The organism is Reichenbachiella sp. (assembly GCF_039969095.1).
Lineage (GTDB): Bacteria > Bacteroidota > Bacteroidia > Cytophagales > Cyclobacteriaceae > Reichenbachiella.
This window is the reverse complement of the sequence record NZ_JBDVOL010000011.1, coordinates 342040-357697: the sequence shown is the minus strand read 5'-3', so window position 1 is coordinate 357697 and position 15658 is coordinate 342040. Positions and strand designations below refer to the sequence as shown.

12 protein-coding genes are annotated in these 15658 nt (G+C 38.6%); 8 read left to right on the top strand and 4 right to left on the bottom strand.

Annotated features, from left to right (window positions below):
- The first annotated feature begins 84 nt into the window (after positions 1–84).
- The 8 genes from ABJH98_RS10125 to ABJH98_RS10090 all read left to right on the top strand — a co-directional run bounded on the left by ABJH98_RS10125 (position 85) and on the right by ABJH98_RS10090 (position 8933).
- Positions 85–1641: a GH3 auxin-responsive promoter family protein gene (locus tag ABJH98_RS10125; RefSeq protein ID WP_348307552.1), complete on the top strand. Its 1557-nt coding sequence runs from the start codon at positions 85–87 to the stop codon at positions 1639–1641.
- A 137-nt stretch (positions 1642–1778) separates the two neighbouring features.
- Positions 1779–3536, top strand: coding sequence for a DUF1800 family protein (locus ABJH98_RS10120; RefSeq protein WP_348307551.1), 1758 nt, complete (start codon positions 1779–1781; stop codon positions 3534–3536).
- 10 nt (positions 3537–3546) lie between these two features.
- Positions 3547–5268 carry a DUF1501 domain-containing protein gene (locus ABJH98_RS10115; RefSeq protein WP_348307550.1) on the top strand — a complete coding sequence of 574 codons (1722 nt, stop codon included), beginning with the start codon at positions 3547–3549 and terminating at the stop codon, positions 5266–5268.
- 115 nt (positions 5269–5383) lie between these two features.
- The gene (locus ABJH98_RS10110) at positions 5384–6142 is read left to right on the top strand and encodes an outer membrane beta-barrel protein (protein ID WP_348307549.1); all 759 of its coding nucleotides are present in this window, start codon (positions 5384–5386) and stop codon (positions 6140–6142) included.
- A 5-nt stretch (positions 6143–6147) separates the two neighbouring features.
- The gene (locus ABJH98_RS10105) at positions 6148–7350 is read left to right on the top strand and encodes a hypothetical protein (RefSeq protein WP_348307548.1); all 1203 of its coding nucleotides are present in this window, start codon (positions 6148–6150) and stop codon (positions 7348–7350) included.
- A 46-nt stretch (positions 7351–7396) separates the two neighbouring features.
- Positions 7397–7804, top strand: a complete 408-nt coding sequence (locus ABJH98_RS10100) for an antitoxin Xre/MbcA/ParS toxin-binding domain-containing protein (RefSeq protein ID WP_348307547.1) — start codon at positions 7397–7399, stop codon at positions 7802–7804.
- Positions 7801–8250: an RES domain-containing protein gene (locus ABJH98_RS10095; RefSeq protein WP_348307546.1), complete on the top strand. Its 450-nt coding sequence runs from the start codon at positions 7801–7803 to the stop codon at positions 8248–8250. The genes ABJH98_RS10100 and ABJH98_RS10095 overlap by 4 nt, the downstream gene beginning before the upstream one ends.
- A 68-nt stretch (positions 8251–8318) precedes the next feature.
- The gene (locus tag ABJH98_RS10090) at positions 8319–8933 is read left to right on the top strand and encodes a LysE family transporter (RefSeq protein ID WP_348307545.1); all 615 of its coding nucleotides are present in this window, start codon (positions 8319–8321) and stop codon (positions 8931–8933) included.
- Positions 8934–9049: 116 nt separating this feature from the next.
- Here the strand turns inward: ABJH98_RS10090 and ABJH98_RS10085 are convergent, their stop codons facing one another.
- From ABJH98_RS10085 to uvrB, 4 genes are all read right to left on the bottom strand, one after another.
- On the bottom strand, positions 9050–11494 hold the full coding sequence (locus ABJH98_RS10085) for a tetratricopeptide repeat protein (protein WP_348307544.1): 2445 nt from the start codon (positions 11492–11494) through the stop codon (positions 9050–9052).
- 245 nt (positions 11495–11739) lie between these two features.
- Positions 11740–12063, bottom strand: coding sequence for a hypothetical protein (locus tag ABJH98_RS10080; RefSeq protein WP_348307543.1), 324 nt, complete (start codon positions 12061–12063; stop codon positions 11740–11742).
- Positions 12064–12327: 264 nt separating this feature from the next.
- Positions 12328–13383 carry a hypothetical protein gene (locus ABJH98_RS10075; RefSeq protein ID WP_348307542.1) on the bottom strand — a complete coding sequence of 352 codons (1056 nt, stop codon included), beginning with the start codon at positions 13381–13383 and terminating at the stop codon, positions 12328–12330.
- Between the two features lie 179 nt (positions 13384–13562).
- On the bottom strand, positions 13563–15587 hold the full coding sequence (uvrB, locus tag ABJH98_RS10070; RefSeq protein WP_348307541.1) for an excinuclease ABC subunit UvrB: 2025 nt from the start codon (positions 15585–15587) through the stop codon (positions 13563–13565).
- Positions 15588–15658: the final 71 nt, after the last annotated feature.

The following is a 15658-nucleotide window of genomic DNA, read 5'->3' as shown; positions in this document are numbered from 1 at the left end:
AAATAACAACCAACTTAGAATAGTTCTGAGGATTATTTCTACTAATTTGATGAATCAATTTTATCAATCAGTTGTTCATTTCACATGGCTATATTAGGAAATTTACTCAAGCGTGGTATTCGTCTGCGAGAGAGTTTAGAGCAGGACTACACTTCGTCTATTGATCTGCAAAAAGCGGAATTGCGAAAATTATTAATAGCAGCTAAGGATACATATTTCGGTCGGCATTATTACTTTAAAACCATTTTGAATGGTTTTAAAGATCAAGACACCAGCCTTTTTTATAAATACTACACCAGTAATGTGCCCATCCATGATTATGATGCGATAAATGAAGAATGGTGGTCTAAATCAAGAGATGGAATAAAAGGAGTGACTTGGCCTGGTAAAGTGAAATACTATGCCTTGAGTTCAGGCACTTCTGGTGCTCCATCTAAATATATTCCCGTCACCAAGGATATTCTGAAGTCCATGCAGAAGACAGGGGTGAGACAGTTACTGGCTTTGGCCAAATTGGAAATCGATTCCAAATATTATGAAACCGATATTTTGATGGTTGGGGGAAGTACCGATTTGAAATTCAATGGTACCTATTTTGAAGGAGACTTGAGCGGAATTACTACCAGTCAGATACCCATTTGGCTGCAGCGGTTTGCCAAGCCTGATCGGAAAATAGCCAAGGCTGCCAATTGGGACACGAAATTGGATGAAATGGTGCTTAAAGCGAAAAAATGGAATGTAGGTGTGATTGTCGGTGTTCCAGCTTGGATTCAATTGCTCATGGAGAAAATTATTGACCACTATCAAGTGAGTACCATTCATGATATTTGGCCAAACCTCAAAGTATTTGTTCATGGTGGGGTTTCATTCAAACCATACAAAAGAGGATTTGAAAAACTCTTAGCTGAACCTATTCATTATATGGAAACCTATTTGGCTTCAGAAGGATTTATTGCCTTTCAGGATAAGCCTGATTATTCATCTATGAAGCTGGTCTTGAACAACGGTATCTTCTATGAATTTATTCCTTTTACGAAAGATAACTTTGACTTAAGCGGTCAGCTCATAAGTAATCCGAAAACTTTTAAAATTGATGAAGTGGTTGAGAGTCAGGAGTACGCACTTTTGATAAGTACGAATGCAGGTACTTGGCGGTACTTAATTGGTGATGTGATAGAATTTACTAATGTAAAAGATGCGGAGATAATTATTAAAGGCAGAACCAAGCATTTTTTAAGCTTGTGTGGTGAGCATTTGTCTTTAGACAATATGAATGAAGCTTTGGAGCTTACCGCTAATCAATTGAATGTGACGATTAAGGAGTTTACAGTTTGTGGCGAGGCTTTTGAGTCCTTATTTGCCCATCGGTGGTATGTAGGGGTTGATGACCCAGTGAATCAAGGCAGATTTAAGAAGTTATTAGATGAGAATCTGAAAAAGCTAAATGATGATTATAGGACTGAGCGGTCTGCTGCTCTAAAAGAAGTTTTTGTGAATTTTCTTCCTACTTCTGTTTTTTATTCCTGGATGAGGGCTCAGGGAAAAGTAGGTGGGCAACACAAATTTCCTAGGGTATTAAATAATGAAAGGCAAAAAGAATGGGATCGTTTCATTCAATCTAAAAGCACGCCTTCTTGCTAGTTTTTCAACGTTTAATCTAATTATTTAAAATATCTACAAATAGTTATATTATTTCTTAGGATAGTTCGTTTTTATTCATATTTCAGATAATATTGTATTTGGCTCTTTGCCATTAGTCTAATTATAAATCACCAATTATGCCGCTAACCGCTTTGGCTGGTACGTTAGGAAGAAAACGCGCCGCTCATTTGCTTAGAAGGGCCACTTTCGGCGCGACTAAAACACAAATTGATCAAGTAGCGGCGCTCACCGCTAGCGAAGCCATGGACTTATTGTTCATTATGGAAGATCTAGCTGAGCCTGAGTTGCCCATTGACCCAGCAACAGGTCAAGAGTGGATTACTGAGCCAACTACTGATGCTAATTCAGATGATAGAGGTCTGAACTCTTATTTTAAGTCTTGGCATTTTGGTCAAATGCTAGCTTTGGGTGTGGCTGATGATCAAGCAATATCCTATGCAACTCGTGAAAAAATTACTTTTTTACTGCACACTATTTTTACCACTATTGAATCTAAAGTAGCAAATAGTAAATCCATCTATTATCAGAATGCACTTTTCCGACAATTCAGTTTTGATGACAATGAAGATCCAGAACTTAATTTCAAATCTTTGTCAAAGAAGATTTGCATAGACAATGCTATGCTTAGATACTTGGATGGAGATACCAATGTATTAGGTAGTCCCAATGAAAATTTTGGAAGGGAATTTTTAGAGCTTTTCTCAATTGGACGTGGTTTAGAAGGGACGGTATCAGCCTTGCCCGCTCCAGGAGACTATTTCAATTACACGGAACAAGATGTGCAAGCAGCTGCACTGGTATTTTCAGGATTCAATATTGACGATGCCTTTACCAACATCGATGAGGAAACGGAGCTTCCTAAAGGCGTGATTCGTGGTGGTACTATTGCTTCTTCCCATGACAACACCACCAAACAGTTTAGTTATCGATTCAACGACGCCACGGTCACTCCTGACGTAGAATTATTGCAAGGCGGTTCTGCTACAGAAGAAAGTGCTATAGATGAAATTAATCAACTGGTAGAGATGATTTACAGCGAATCAGATGAAGCGGCAAAAAATATCTGTCGTAAAATTTATCGATTTTATGTCTATTACAGTATTGATGAAGATCTCGATAATGACATTATAGACAACCTGACACAAACATTTATCAATAGTGGGTACAAACTTCAGCCAGTATTGGTTGATCTTTTTCAGAGTGAGCATTTTTATGAAGCTGGTGCTGGAACTTCCAATGACAATTTTGGTGGTATTATCAAATCACCTTTGGATTTGGCTTTGGGTACACTCAAAAGTCTCGAAGTAGAGATTCCAGATTACAATACAGATTTAGAAAACTACTACACTTTCATGGGAAGTATTCAGCAGGCCATGAGCAGCCAAGGAATGGTCTATTATGAACCCCCTGAAGTTGCAGGTTACCCAGCTTATCATCAGTTCCCTATTTATAACAGAAGTTGGATTTCGACCAACTATCTAGCAGAACGCTATCAGTTTATCCAGCGGTTGGTAGATAATATGGATGCTGATGAGCCAGGAGGAGTAGGCGTAGATGTAGTGCAATTTGTTAGAGACAATTTTTCGACGGTGGCTGATGATGCACATGATTTAATCATCGAGCTGTGTAGATACTTTTTACCGATGAACGATAGCCTCACTTTTGACTCGACTGGCGATGATTCTTCGGAAATTACTGCTGAAAGACTCAACTATTTCCTAATGGCATTTTTGTATAGTCCACAGATCGATGCAGATCCAGAAGGTTCCTGGAACTTTAGATGGACCAATGTGGAAGATGGAGAAGTGGTAGAAAGCCAATTAAAGAATTTATTCAACGCACTATTGCAATCACCAGAGTTTCAGCTCTCCTAAGCCTAACCACATGAAAAGAAGAAATTTTCTAAAAAAGATACCTTTGGCTGCCGGACTTCCATTTGCTATTAGTGGTGTTCCGATCAATTTGATTGCTCGAAATAATTACTTCCGTCAAATGGCTGCAAGTAGTACGAACGACCGAGTCCTTGTGATTCTTCAGTTGTTGGGAGGAAATGATGGTGTGAATACGATCATACCTGTCGATCAGTATGATCAATATTACAACCGCAGGGCAAATATTGCCATTCCAGCAAAAAATGGCGCGAGAAGATACATTCCGTTAGATAGTACTTTGGCTGCAGCAGATCAAATTGGTCTGCATCCAGATATGCAAGGAGTCAAAGACTTGTACGACAGAGGGCGAATGGCGATTGTACAAGGCGTGTCGTACAAAAATAATAATGGTTCGCATTTTCGTGGAAGGGATATTTGGAATATGGGCGGCGGAATAGATGATTTTTACTCATCAGGATGGGTAGGACGCTATTTGCAAAGTGAATATTCCCCTCAAGTGTATCCCGATGATTTCCCAAACAACGACATGCCTGATCCTTTGGCTATAGAACTTGGGAGTGATGTTTCTTTGGTCTTTCATCAGAACGGTAATATTCCGTCTTCTATTTCATTAGGAGGGAACCCTCAAAGATTCGCAGATTTGATAGAAAACTTAGATGGGTTTGTGGATCAAGGTTCAGATCCAAGAGGTACTCCTCCAGACTACTTACTCAACTCTCCTTATTGGAATGAGATGAACTGGATATTGGGTCTAGAAGACAAATCGGAGGATTATGCTGGCAGGCTGTTGGAAATATATAATGCCGCTTCAGCTTCGTCGGTTACCTATCCGAGTGTTTATCCTTTCAATGCGCCAGATGGAGCCAAGAGCAATCGACTGACCCCTCAACTGGAATTAGTAGCAAGACTTTTGGATGGCGGTGGACCAGGATTAGGAGCTAAAACTAAGGTCTTTCTGGTAAAGGTTGGTGGATTCGATACTCATGCCGATCAAGTGGAATCTTATGATCCTACCATGGGTAATCATGCTTCCTTACTTTATCACATTTCTTCCGCGATGAATGCTTTTCAGGCAGATTTGCGAGCTCGAGGGATCGAAGACCGGGTTTTGACAGTGACCATGTCGGAATTTGGTAGACGAATCGGTTCTAATGGCAGCTATGGTACAGATCATGGTACGGGAGGGCCCATGTTCATTTTCGGAAAAGGAGCAAACCCCGGTGTGTTTGGTACCAATCCAGATATGTCTGAAAATAATGTAGGGATGCAGTATGATTACCGACAGATCTATGCCAGTATTTTGGAGGACTGGCTCCAAGTCGACAAAAGCGTAATTACCAATGACATTTTCTTTAACAATTACATAGATGGAACTGGTGATGATGGAGAGGCTTTAGAAAAAGTTGAAGTTTCAAAATCCGTAATCACTGGGGTGGAAGAATTTATGACCCAGCGTTTTTCACTGAAAGAATGTTACCCAAATCCTGCAAATAAGGAAACTAGAATTGGCTTCCATTTGAATGCTCCTGCTCAAGTTGAACTTAGCCTTTTCGATAATAAAGGTAAGCTGGTTAGAAGTATTTTGCAGGAAGAAAAAGCAATCGGAGAGCACGAAGTGAAGTTGGATGTGTCAGATCTGAAACCAGGAACTTACATCTATAGAATAAATGCCGGACTATTGAAAGACTCAAAAAAACTAATCGTTAAGCACTAAACTTATGCATCGTAAATATCAGCTACTATTACTTTTTTGTTTGCTCATTGGCTTCGAGACCATGGCGCAGCGAAAAGGGCAGCCTAAAAAACCACCAAATCCTCTCAAGCAATTTATGCAAACACAATTTTGGATAGGATTGAAAGGTGGCCCCAATTTGACCAAGGCTAATCCTACACAGTTTTATTCAACTTTCGAAGGAGTTGATTTTGTGGATTCTGAGCTAGAGAAGGAGTATGATGATTTCAAGACTTTGGGCTCTCAAGTGGGTCTCGAGTTTGTATTCTATCACAAGGGATTTTCCATTGCCTTTTTTCCGAATTATTCAAGATTCAATTTTACCTATCATAATTCTTACACTTATGAGTCAGTGAGCAATCCTGACGATATGGTGATACTCAACTATGATCAAAAAAATCACTTGGAATACATCGATTTACCGCTGATGTTTAAGTACGATATTTTACAAGAAAAAATCAGACCATTTGTGCAGGTAGGTGCCTATTACAGCCGTTTACTCAATGCCAATAAAGAAATCCAAATTGAAAACAATGACATAGCATCAGGAGCAGTAAGACCTTATCAACCAGAGGCCATTATAGTAGGAGCCAAGGATATTTTCATCGGTTCTTCGTTTGGAGTAACGGCTGGTGTAGGTGTGCATTACGATCCAGGAAATGTTCGCCTTTCCTTTGATATCAACTATCGCTATGGGTTGAACAATATTGCCAACGCATCCAATAGATATTCTGACAATCGACTCGCTGCCTCGGGAGATGCTATGGATGATCTTACGATTGACAATATTAGCATGAATGTAGGCGTATTTTTCCCTATGCGATTTATTAGCAAAAACTTCAACTCAGATTTTTAATCCTCATGAATATAAAATTTAAAAACTTTATTTGGGGAGTAATTACGCTAAGTGTGATTTCGTCCTGTGATATCAGTGACAACAAAGATGTCAACCCAGCGGATTCATTTTTGAGAATCTATGATAGCCACCAGTTTGATCATGAGATTAGACCTGTAGATGTTACACAGACTGCGGACAACGGCTATTTGTTTTTAGGCAACTATCGGCGCGATGATGTTGATTTTCTGGGTACCTATATTTCAAGTGTTGATGAAGAAGGCCATTTTATTAGAAACACTTATTTGAGAGATAATAATGTTCATCCAGTCGGGAAGTTTCTGGTGTTAGGTGGAGAGCATTATTTTATCAGTATGGATGCGGTGAGCCTTCAAGCTTATCTCAATCAAGTGGATGATTCCGCTCGTGTGGTCAGTACTATTGGAATTGGCACCACCTATCCTATGTATGCGGAAAATGACGGAGAAGATCAGTTTGTCCTTTTGAGTTACAGTTCTGTCAATAGAACTACAGTTTTATCCTTAGTAAATGCTGACGGATCCATAACCTCTCAGAGTGCTTTTGGTATTGGAGCGGGTCAAGAAGTGGAGGAGCCTATCATTGATCACTTTACTCGTACTGGGCGTGAATTACCATTTTTTGCTGGTCGATCTGTAGATGGCACCTACTATGCCAATGGATTTTACAATTATACCTTATCCCTATTATTTACCGATTTGAGCGACAATACGCCTTCCGGCGTGATTCAGGGTCAACTAGATCAAGGCGGGATCAGTAGTTTATTATCATTAAGTGGAGATAATTATGCCGTAGCGCGATTCAATTATGGAGATCAATATGCTAATGCAATTGCCACACTAAACACCTCGGGAATATCCTCATCAACCGATATAGAAGGCAATCCTATGCTAGAATGGGCGTATGACGAAAAAGTGAAAATGACAACAATGACACTGGGCAATGCCGATTATATCATCATAGCGACAACTACCAAGAATCAGCAAATCGCTTTGCATTTTTATGACAATACAGGTGCTTATATTGCGGTTGATTACTTAGGCTTCTCAAGCCCATATCAACTAGGAGCCATCCAAGTAACATCGGACAATGGTTTAGCGATACTAGGATCAACTCAAGTGGCTGGTAAATTTCAGCGATTGTGCTTGTTCAAAAAATCAGAGAGTGAATTGAATGACTTGGTGCAATAAGCGAAAAAATGCGTAATAATTTACGAAATAATTCGTACATTTGTGTATGTCATATAAAGCAAATGAGATATTGCGTTTGATCAATGATCCTGCGGTTAGATACCAAAAGGCTCATGAAGGCATCACCAAATCAGATTTTTTGGCAGTAGTATCGATGACTGGAATGAATCTTACTGAATTTTCTAATCTCCTACCAGTAAGTAGACGAACCCTAGAAAAAGTAAAAGACGAAGAGCTCATAAGTGCATCTGTGAGCGATCGTATCCTACAGATTGCTGCTTTGTATCAATACGGAGCAGAGGTGCTTGGAGGTATTCCAGCATTTCAGACTTGGCTCAAGTCCGACCTTCTGGCCTTAGCGCACAAAAAACCTTATGACTTTTTAGGGAATAGTACGGGTTTATCCCTTGTCGAAGATTTACTCGGTCGTATGGAGCACGGTGTTTATTCATGATTCTTTTTCGGATTACTACCAAACCTTATATTCATGATTTGTCTGGTACGGGTGCCATGCGCTATGGAGGCAGATGGAACCCCAAAGGGAGAAGAATGCTTTACACTTCGGAAAGCCATTCTTTGGCCATGTTAGAAGTCATGGCGAATTGTAGTTCCAATCAAATCGGGAGAGGCTTTTATTGCACGGAGTTGGAGTTGCCTGATTCAATTGATATAGATGAACTGACCGCCTTACCTGAAGTCTGGAATAGCTACCCTTTTACAAGTTCGACGATTGATGCAGGTAGACAATTTTTAGATCAGGGCGGAGTAGGCTTGAAGGTACCGAGTTCGATTGTTTCTTCAGAATTCAATTATTTGCTCAACCCACAGCATGATAACTTTCATCACCTGAAAGTCAAAGAGGTCAAACCCCTACTTTTTGATCAAAGACTTTGGAACTAATTGACGATCGTAAAACTTGTTTGACATAATTGGTATAATTTTCATCATACAAAAATGAAACCTATATTTTGATTGCATACTTTATTGGCCTATCAGCAGGTTTGGTGCCTTCACTATCTACAGGTCCTGTATTTCTCACACTCGTTCAAAATGCCATTGATCACGGCTTCAAAAAAGCCTTGTATTTTATTGTAGGTGTGGCGCTGACAGATACTTCTATTATTCTCTTGACCTGGCTTGGGTTGAGCCAAATTTCAGATGGCAGCGAACCGCCAGCGGAGTTGTCGATAGGAGGAGGGATTCTACTCATTCTTTTTGGGCTGGTTTTTATTTTTAAAAAGGAAAAGGAACAGAAGCCAGCGGCATCTTCATCTTCTCATTTGCAAAAGTTTGGTTTGTTCACTCAAGCCATCATGCTCAATGCCATCAATCCGATCATTTGGGGCTTTTGGGCGGCCATTTCCAACTATGCCATAGCAGAATTCAATGATACCACCAGTGAACTCTTATTTTTTGCAGGGGTGCTAAATATGGTCTGGATCACAGATGTCTTGAAAGCTTATTACGCACAGAAACTAAATAAGTATTTGAACGAAAAGTTCAAAAGGTACCTTCGTATCGGCATCGGTATGGTGCTGGCAGTACTTGGTGCTAAGTTGTTGGTGGAGTACTATTTGATGTGACGTCTAACTAAAATGAGTATGCGCCCCAGTTGCCAGTAGCACTGAAGTTTCCTATTCGCATTGTCATATTAAAGGGCTCAGTTCGCATATTCATTTTAGTGTCTGTTAGAGATATTTTAAAAATACAATTTCAGGATTTGTTTAGCTTCTTTACTAAAAGTCTTCTTTTTGATGAGATCAACTAAATCAGATTTCGCACCTTGAACATTTGCATTTTTGGAGACAGCTAATTTCATGAATTCATCATATAAAGACTTTGCTTGTTCAAAATCTCCTTTGCAAAGCGTAGACAATGCAATGTTAAATCTTGCGTAGAAAGCACTGTCATCAAGTTCAACAGCTTTCTGCGAGTTTTCGATACAAAGATCATATTCATTAAGCAGATAATAAGCCCAACCCATATTGCCATAGGCTGATGCATATTCAGGGTCAATTTCGGTAGCATTAGTGAAGTGTTTCACAGCTAAATTCAACTCGTTCATATCCAAATATGTGTATGCTAGTCCATACTCTGCATATTCATATTTTGGCTTAATCATCAATGCTTTCTCATAACTACTAATAGCTAAATTGTAATCGGCTGAATATCGATAAGCATCACCCAACCTTCTGAAAGCGTAAGAATAATTTGGGTCAAGTTCCGTGGCTTTTAAAAAATCGCTAATTGCTTCGTCGAATTTATCAATGTAAATGAAGGCATTTCCCCTGTTCTTGTAATAGTTTGGATTGACGGGATTTAAAGAAATGCATTTACTGTAGTCTTCAATCGCCTCTTTTATATTGTCAAGTTGATAATATAAATCTCCTCTATGAACATAATAACTAGGGTAAATCTGACTTAATTCGATTGCTTGCGAATACATTTTCAATGCTGAATCGTATTCTTCTAGATCTTCATAAACTAGCCCCATGTTGTAGTACGGCGATTCATAATTGTTAATTTCTAAAGCCTTGTTATAGCAGTATATAGCGCTATCATATAGTTTGAGACTTCTGTAACTAATTCCCATATTGTTGTATGGCCATCCATTTAAAGTACTAATTGATAAAGTTTTATTGAAGTCCTTAATTGCTTTTCGACTTTCATTTATACTCTCAAAACAGTTTCCTCTATCGTTATATGCATTGGGATAATATGGCATATTCTCTATGGCATTGGTATAAGCAGATATTGCTAGGTGGTACTGATTGGTCTTTTCAAAACTTCTCCCTAAATAATAATGTCCAAATCCAAGATATGGAGCTGTATCCAACAAAAGGCCAAAAGTTTCTTTGCTTATATCATAATCTTTCTTATTAAAATGATACATAGCTTTTAGATATAAAACAGACGGAAATTTTTTAGACCCTAATATTTCTTCAATAAGCTTAATGTTTATTATCGACGGGTTTCGAATCGTCTCACAATAGAGCAAAATTCTTTTTCCTATGATTGACTCAGGTTCGGTATGAAGTAAAAGGTTTGCTTGTTCAATAGATGCAGAGGTGCTTCGATTAAAAATAATTTCATCAACCATATAGCCAATTAAGTATAATTCCTTTTGGCTAGTGTATTCATCGATATCTTGTACGATGCTTTGTAGTTCCAAATCAAAGTATTGTGATGAGGTTTTTTTACTCTGTTGCTCGAAAACATCACTTTTATTCAGTAGATCTGATAATCTGGAGATGCCTTCTATGTAATTTCCTTCATGTAATGTCAACAAACTCGACATTACTATTGAGGTAGTTTCTTGCGGATCAATTTCAATGATAGAATTGTAATCAGCTTTTGCACTACTCATATCGTTTTGTCTAAGGTGGAAGTACGCCCTACTATAAAATGAATCTTTATTACTTGAATCTTCCTGAATTGCTGTCGAGTATATTTCTTCAGCTTTTTTAGGATTACCGTTGAGTTCCTCGATGTAGCCAAGAAGAAAGTATGATTGAAAAAAAGTTCTGTTTAACCCTATATTCTGTTCAAGTTCAGTTTTTGCTGCTTTTAATTCATTTTTTAAAAAGTAGCAATAGGCATTGTTGTGTATTAAAATATCTAGGTCGTTGTTTATTTTCAACCCATTTTGAAAAACTTTCTGGGCCAAATCAATTGACCCTTTTTGCAAATGGGTATTTCCTAAGAAGTTAACAGCATCAATAAAATAAGGAACCTCTTCGAGCGAGTTTTCAAAATAAAGAATTGCACTATCATACTCTGATAAGTAGAAATAACCAATACCCAAATAATAATCTGGGTAGGGGTTTTTGTCACTTAAACCATTTGAAAAGTGGAATTGAGAATCTCCGACTGACTTTACATATATGGTTTTCGCAACTTTAAAAAAACTGATAGCCTTTAAAAACTCTCCTGAATTCAGGTAATTTAAGCCCGTTTCCATATTGAGTTCATAGCTCGCACTTTTTAGAGTAATTGAATCGTTGTAATTTTTGATTGACGAAAGAACATCAAAAGTGCTCCTATTAGTCTTATTCAATGCATCGTCGAATAGGTCAATTTGGGAAAAGCCTTTGCTGGAAAAACATAAGACAAGAATCAACAGAAAATACTTGGTTCTTCGCATATAGTTTGTGGAATAATTATCTCTAACGCCTATACATCATTCGTGCTTAATGTAAGGCAGATTGTTTCGGTTGCAATATAGCTGAATCTGGGATTCAGTACATATTTTTTCAATTCTCATGTACTGAATCGCAGATTCAGCGGGGCTAGAGTAACCTCAAATCTTCCCTCTAGCAGAATGCAGCATGAATTGATGTATGATGTTATGGAGATTTATTTTTGTTCGTGACCCATTGAGAATTAGGTTTATTCTACGAATTTCAAATGCCCTCTCGGAACAGATAAAAGTTCTTGGTAACACCAGCTGTTTGGACAATCTTCATTCAATTCTGTGTGTTCGGCAATTCTTATCACTATAGTAGCTTCTCCATCGTCCGTTCCTTCATAAATTTCGCCTACTTCAAAATGCCGTTCAGTAATTCCAACAACTCCGCCAACCGTCACAGTGCTCAAATATTCAATAGTGAATTCAAAATCACCATGCAGAGTAGGGTTTTCGTCTGAAGCACAACCTAAGAGGAGAGTTGTAAGACCGAAGATGAGTAGAATGTTGGTTTTAATACTTTTCATAGTTCTTTACTATCCATAATAATTAAAAGACACTATTTATTGAATAATGGTTGGAACGTTCTCCATAACGCCCTGATATGGTGTCGTGGCGCTTTATATTTTCTTTGTTTCGGTTGCTAATATAGCCGAATCTGTGATTCGGCCGGGCAACGTTTGCTCATACATTTTTAAATTCTCATGAGACGCATCGCAGAATCGGCGGGGCGTGCTAACACCTCAGAGGCTTTCATTACTGCTAAACCGCCATGCATCTCATATCAAATGTTAGGGTCTTTTTAATTCCACTTCAAGATAATGATCAGAAGGAAATAGGCCAAGAGTTAAAGTTTCACCATCGAATGAGTAATTCCATACTCTGGTTATGCCAATTTCGGATGTTACAAGTAGGTATTTGCCAGAAGGAGATATTTCTAACTGTCCAGAAAGTTCCCAAGCACCATATTTCCTAAAATAAATCGTCTTAGAACTATCATTCGAATGCTCTTTAATTCGGAATTGTTGATCGATAGTAAATGATAGGATTGGATCAAAAAATAACGAATCCAAGCTATGTCTAAAATTAACTGTCTTCCATTCACCAATGAGTTTGTTTTTAGTAGCAATTTTGGACTCTCCTTCTATTGCTTGGCTCATCTTTAATTTCAAGGAATCATTCTTGAACTGATAGAGGAAGCCCTTCTTATCAATGTAAAATTGTTTGGCATAATTGATGTCACTCTCAAAAATGTACTTGCTTATTTTTTTATGCTTGAGATATGTATGCAATTCATAATAGCCTTGAGTTACTTTAGAATCTTGTTCAAAAGACAAAACTCCCTCACTATTATCGTTAATCGGCTCTATATTAACTGAAAATGATGGATATGAAAAAGTATAAATTTTGTCTCCACTAAATGAGTCTGCTATGATATACTCAGTTCTTTCAAGCTCAAACAAAATAACAAAACAGTTCGAAGAAAATGCTTTTAATAAATCAGAAGGTTCATTGAATATGATTGCCTTTTTTTTAAGCGAATTGTGTTCAAAAGTTATGCGGTTTTCTGTTTGTTCAACGATGTCAAACTTCCTTCCCCACGTACTTGACAAGCTAAATTTTCCTTTGTTGAATGTTGCAATTCCAATACTTTGGCTCAAAGTATCAATACTCAATTCTGGATTTTCATTAACCTTATTCAAATCCTCAAAAGTAGATATTTCAATAGCATTTCGATGATCTAAACTGTCGGACAAATAAAACCGGAAATCCACTATTTCATAATACTTTTCCTGACCCTGTACTTGGCTGGAAAAAAGCAGAAAAAATAATATAAGTCTCTTCATTCAGTAATTGACCCTAACGTAGTGATATAGTGACAAAGGTGACTATATATCTATTATGTATTTATTTAAACGTTTATTAATACGCTTAATTTTTCTCAGAAGTGCTGCGTAGTAATGTTAGGATTTTTCAGGGAAAGATCAAAACGCCATGCATTTGTTTCTCTGGTATGGAAGATAAGTTACTTTTCAGCTTTAAGCTTTTCCAAAGCCAGCATCTCATCCCTCAATCGAGCCGCTTCCATAAAGTCGAGATCTTTAGCCGCTTTTTCCATGGACTTCTTCGTTTTCTCTATCATTTTTTCGATACCTGCCTTGTCCATGTAGGCCACGACTGGGTCTGCAGCCAGGTTCGCTTCTTCACTTTCAATGTATGGTTTTGGTGTCGTTTGTTTCTTCGAGTCGGCAACCGAAGTTTGTCCCATGATGGCTTCTTTCGACTTTTTCACTGTGGTTGGCGTAATGCCATGTTTGGTGTTGTATTCGATCTGTATGGCACGCCTTCTGTTGGTTTCATCCATCGCCATTTGCATAGAGCCAGTGACTTTGTCGGCATACATGATCACCATGCCTTTTTCGTTTCTTGCTGCTCTTCCTATGGTTTGCACCAGTGATCTTTCGTTTCTCAAGAATCCTTCCTTATCCGCATCAATGATCGCCACCAAAGACACCTCTGGTAAATCCAATCCTTCTCTCAGTAGATTAACACCCACCAATACATCAAAGACACCCAAACGTAATTCTCTAAGAATTTCCACTCGATCGAGCGTATCTACTTCAGAGTGAATGTATCTGGTTTTTACACCTGCATTAATCAAATATTTGGAAAGCTCTTCTGCCATACGTTTGGTTAGTGTAGTCACCAATACTCTTTCTTCCAGTCTTACACGTTCTTCGATTTCATCCATCAAATCATCAATCTGATTGAGGCTAGGGCGGACTTCAATCACTGGGTCAAGCAATCCCGTAGGACGAATGACTTGCTCCACCACTACACCATCAGCCTTTCTGAGCTCATAATCTCCAGGCGTAGCACTGACATAGACGCTTTGACCTACCATGCCTTCGAATTCATCAAAGGTCAACGGTCTGTTATCCATCGCAGAAGGAAGCCTAAAACCATGATCTACCAGATTGACCTTTCGAGCACGATCACCACCCCACATCGCTCTTACTTGCGGGAGGGTCACGTGACTTTCGTCAATGATCATTAGAAAATCATCTGGAAAATAGTCTAACAAACAGAAAGGGCGTGCGCCTTTGTCTCGTCTATCAAAGTAACGGGAGTAGTTTTCTACTCCGGAGCAGTATCCCAACTCACGCATCATTTCTATGTCGAATTCGGTTCGTTCTTTTAGTCGCTTGGCTTCTAAGAATCTGCGTTCTTCTTCAAAGTATTGTACTTGTTTGACCATATCATCCTGAATCTGATTGATCGCCTGGTGCAGCAAGTCTTTGCCTGTTACGAAGAGATTGGCTGGAAAAATAGTGACAATCTTTTCATCTGATAATTTTTTACCTGTATGTGGTTCTATTCGCTGGATGGTTTCGATTTCATCTCCCCAGAAAATGATGCGATAAGCAAAATCTCCATAAGCAATGAAGATATCCACGGTGTCACCTTTTACACGGAAGTTGCCTCGTTTGAAATCTGCTTCTGTTCTACTGTAGAGAATATCCACAAATTTGAATAGTAATTGATTTCTGGAGATCTGTTGGCCCACCTCTAAAGTCACAATGTTTTTTCCAAACTCTTCTGGATTACCAATACCATAGATACAAGAAACGGAGGCAACGACAATCACATCTCGTCTACCGGTGAGCAGGGAAGAAGTAGCGGCCAAACGCAGTTTTTCTATTTCTTCATTGATACTTAAATCTTTCTCAATATATAATCCAGTCGTAGGTAGAAAGGCTTCTGGTTGATAGTAATCATAGTAGCTAATGAAATACTCCACCGCATTTTCAGGAAAAAATTGTTTGAGTTCACCATACAGCTGTGCTGCCAGAGTCTTGTTGTGACAGAGCACCAATGCTGGTCTATTGGTTTCGGCAATCACATTCGCCATAGTGAAGGTCTTACCCGACCCAGTAACGCCTAGTAGGACTTGCGAGGGTTCTCCATTGTTCAGTCCTTCGGTCAATTCGGCAATCGCTTGGGGTTGGTCTCCAGTAGGTACGTATTCTGATGTGAGTTTGAAATCCATAGGCGTAAATATCGACTAGTCTATACGGATGAACAAATCAAAAGTGGCGCTATTCAATAATTAAAAATGAA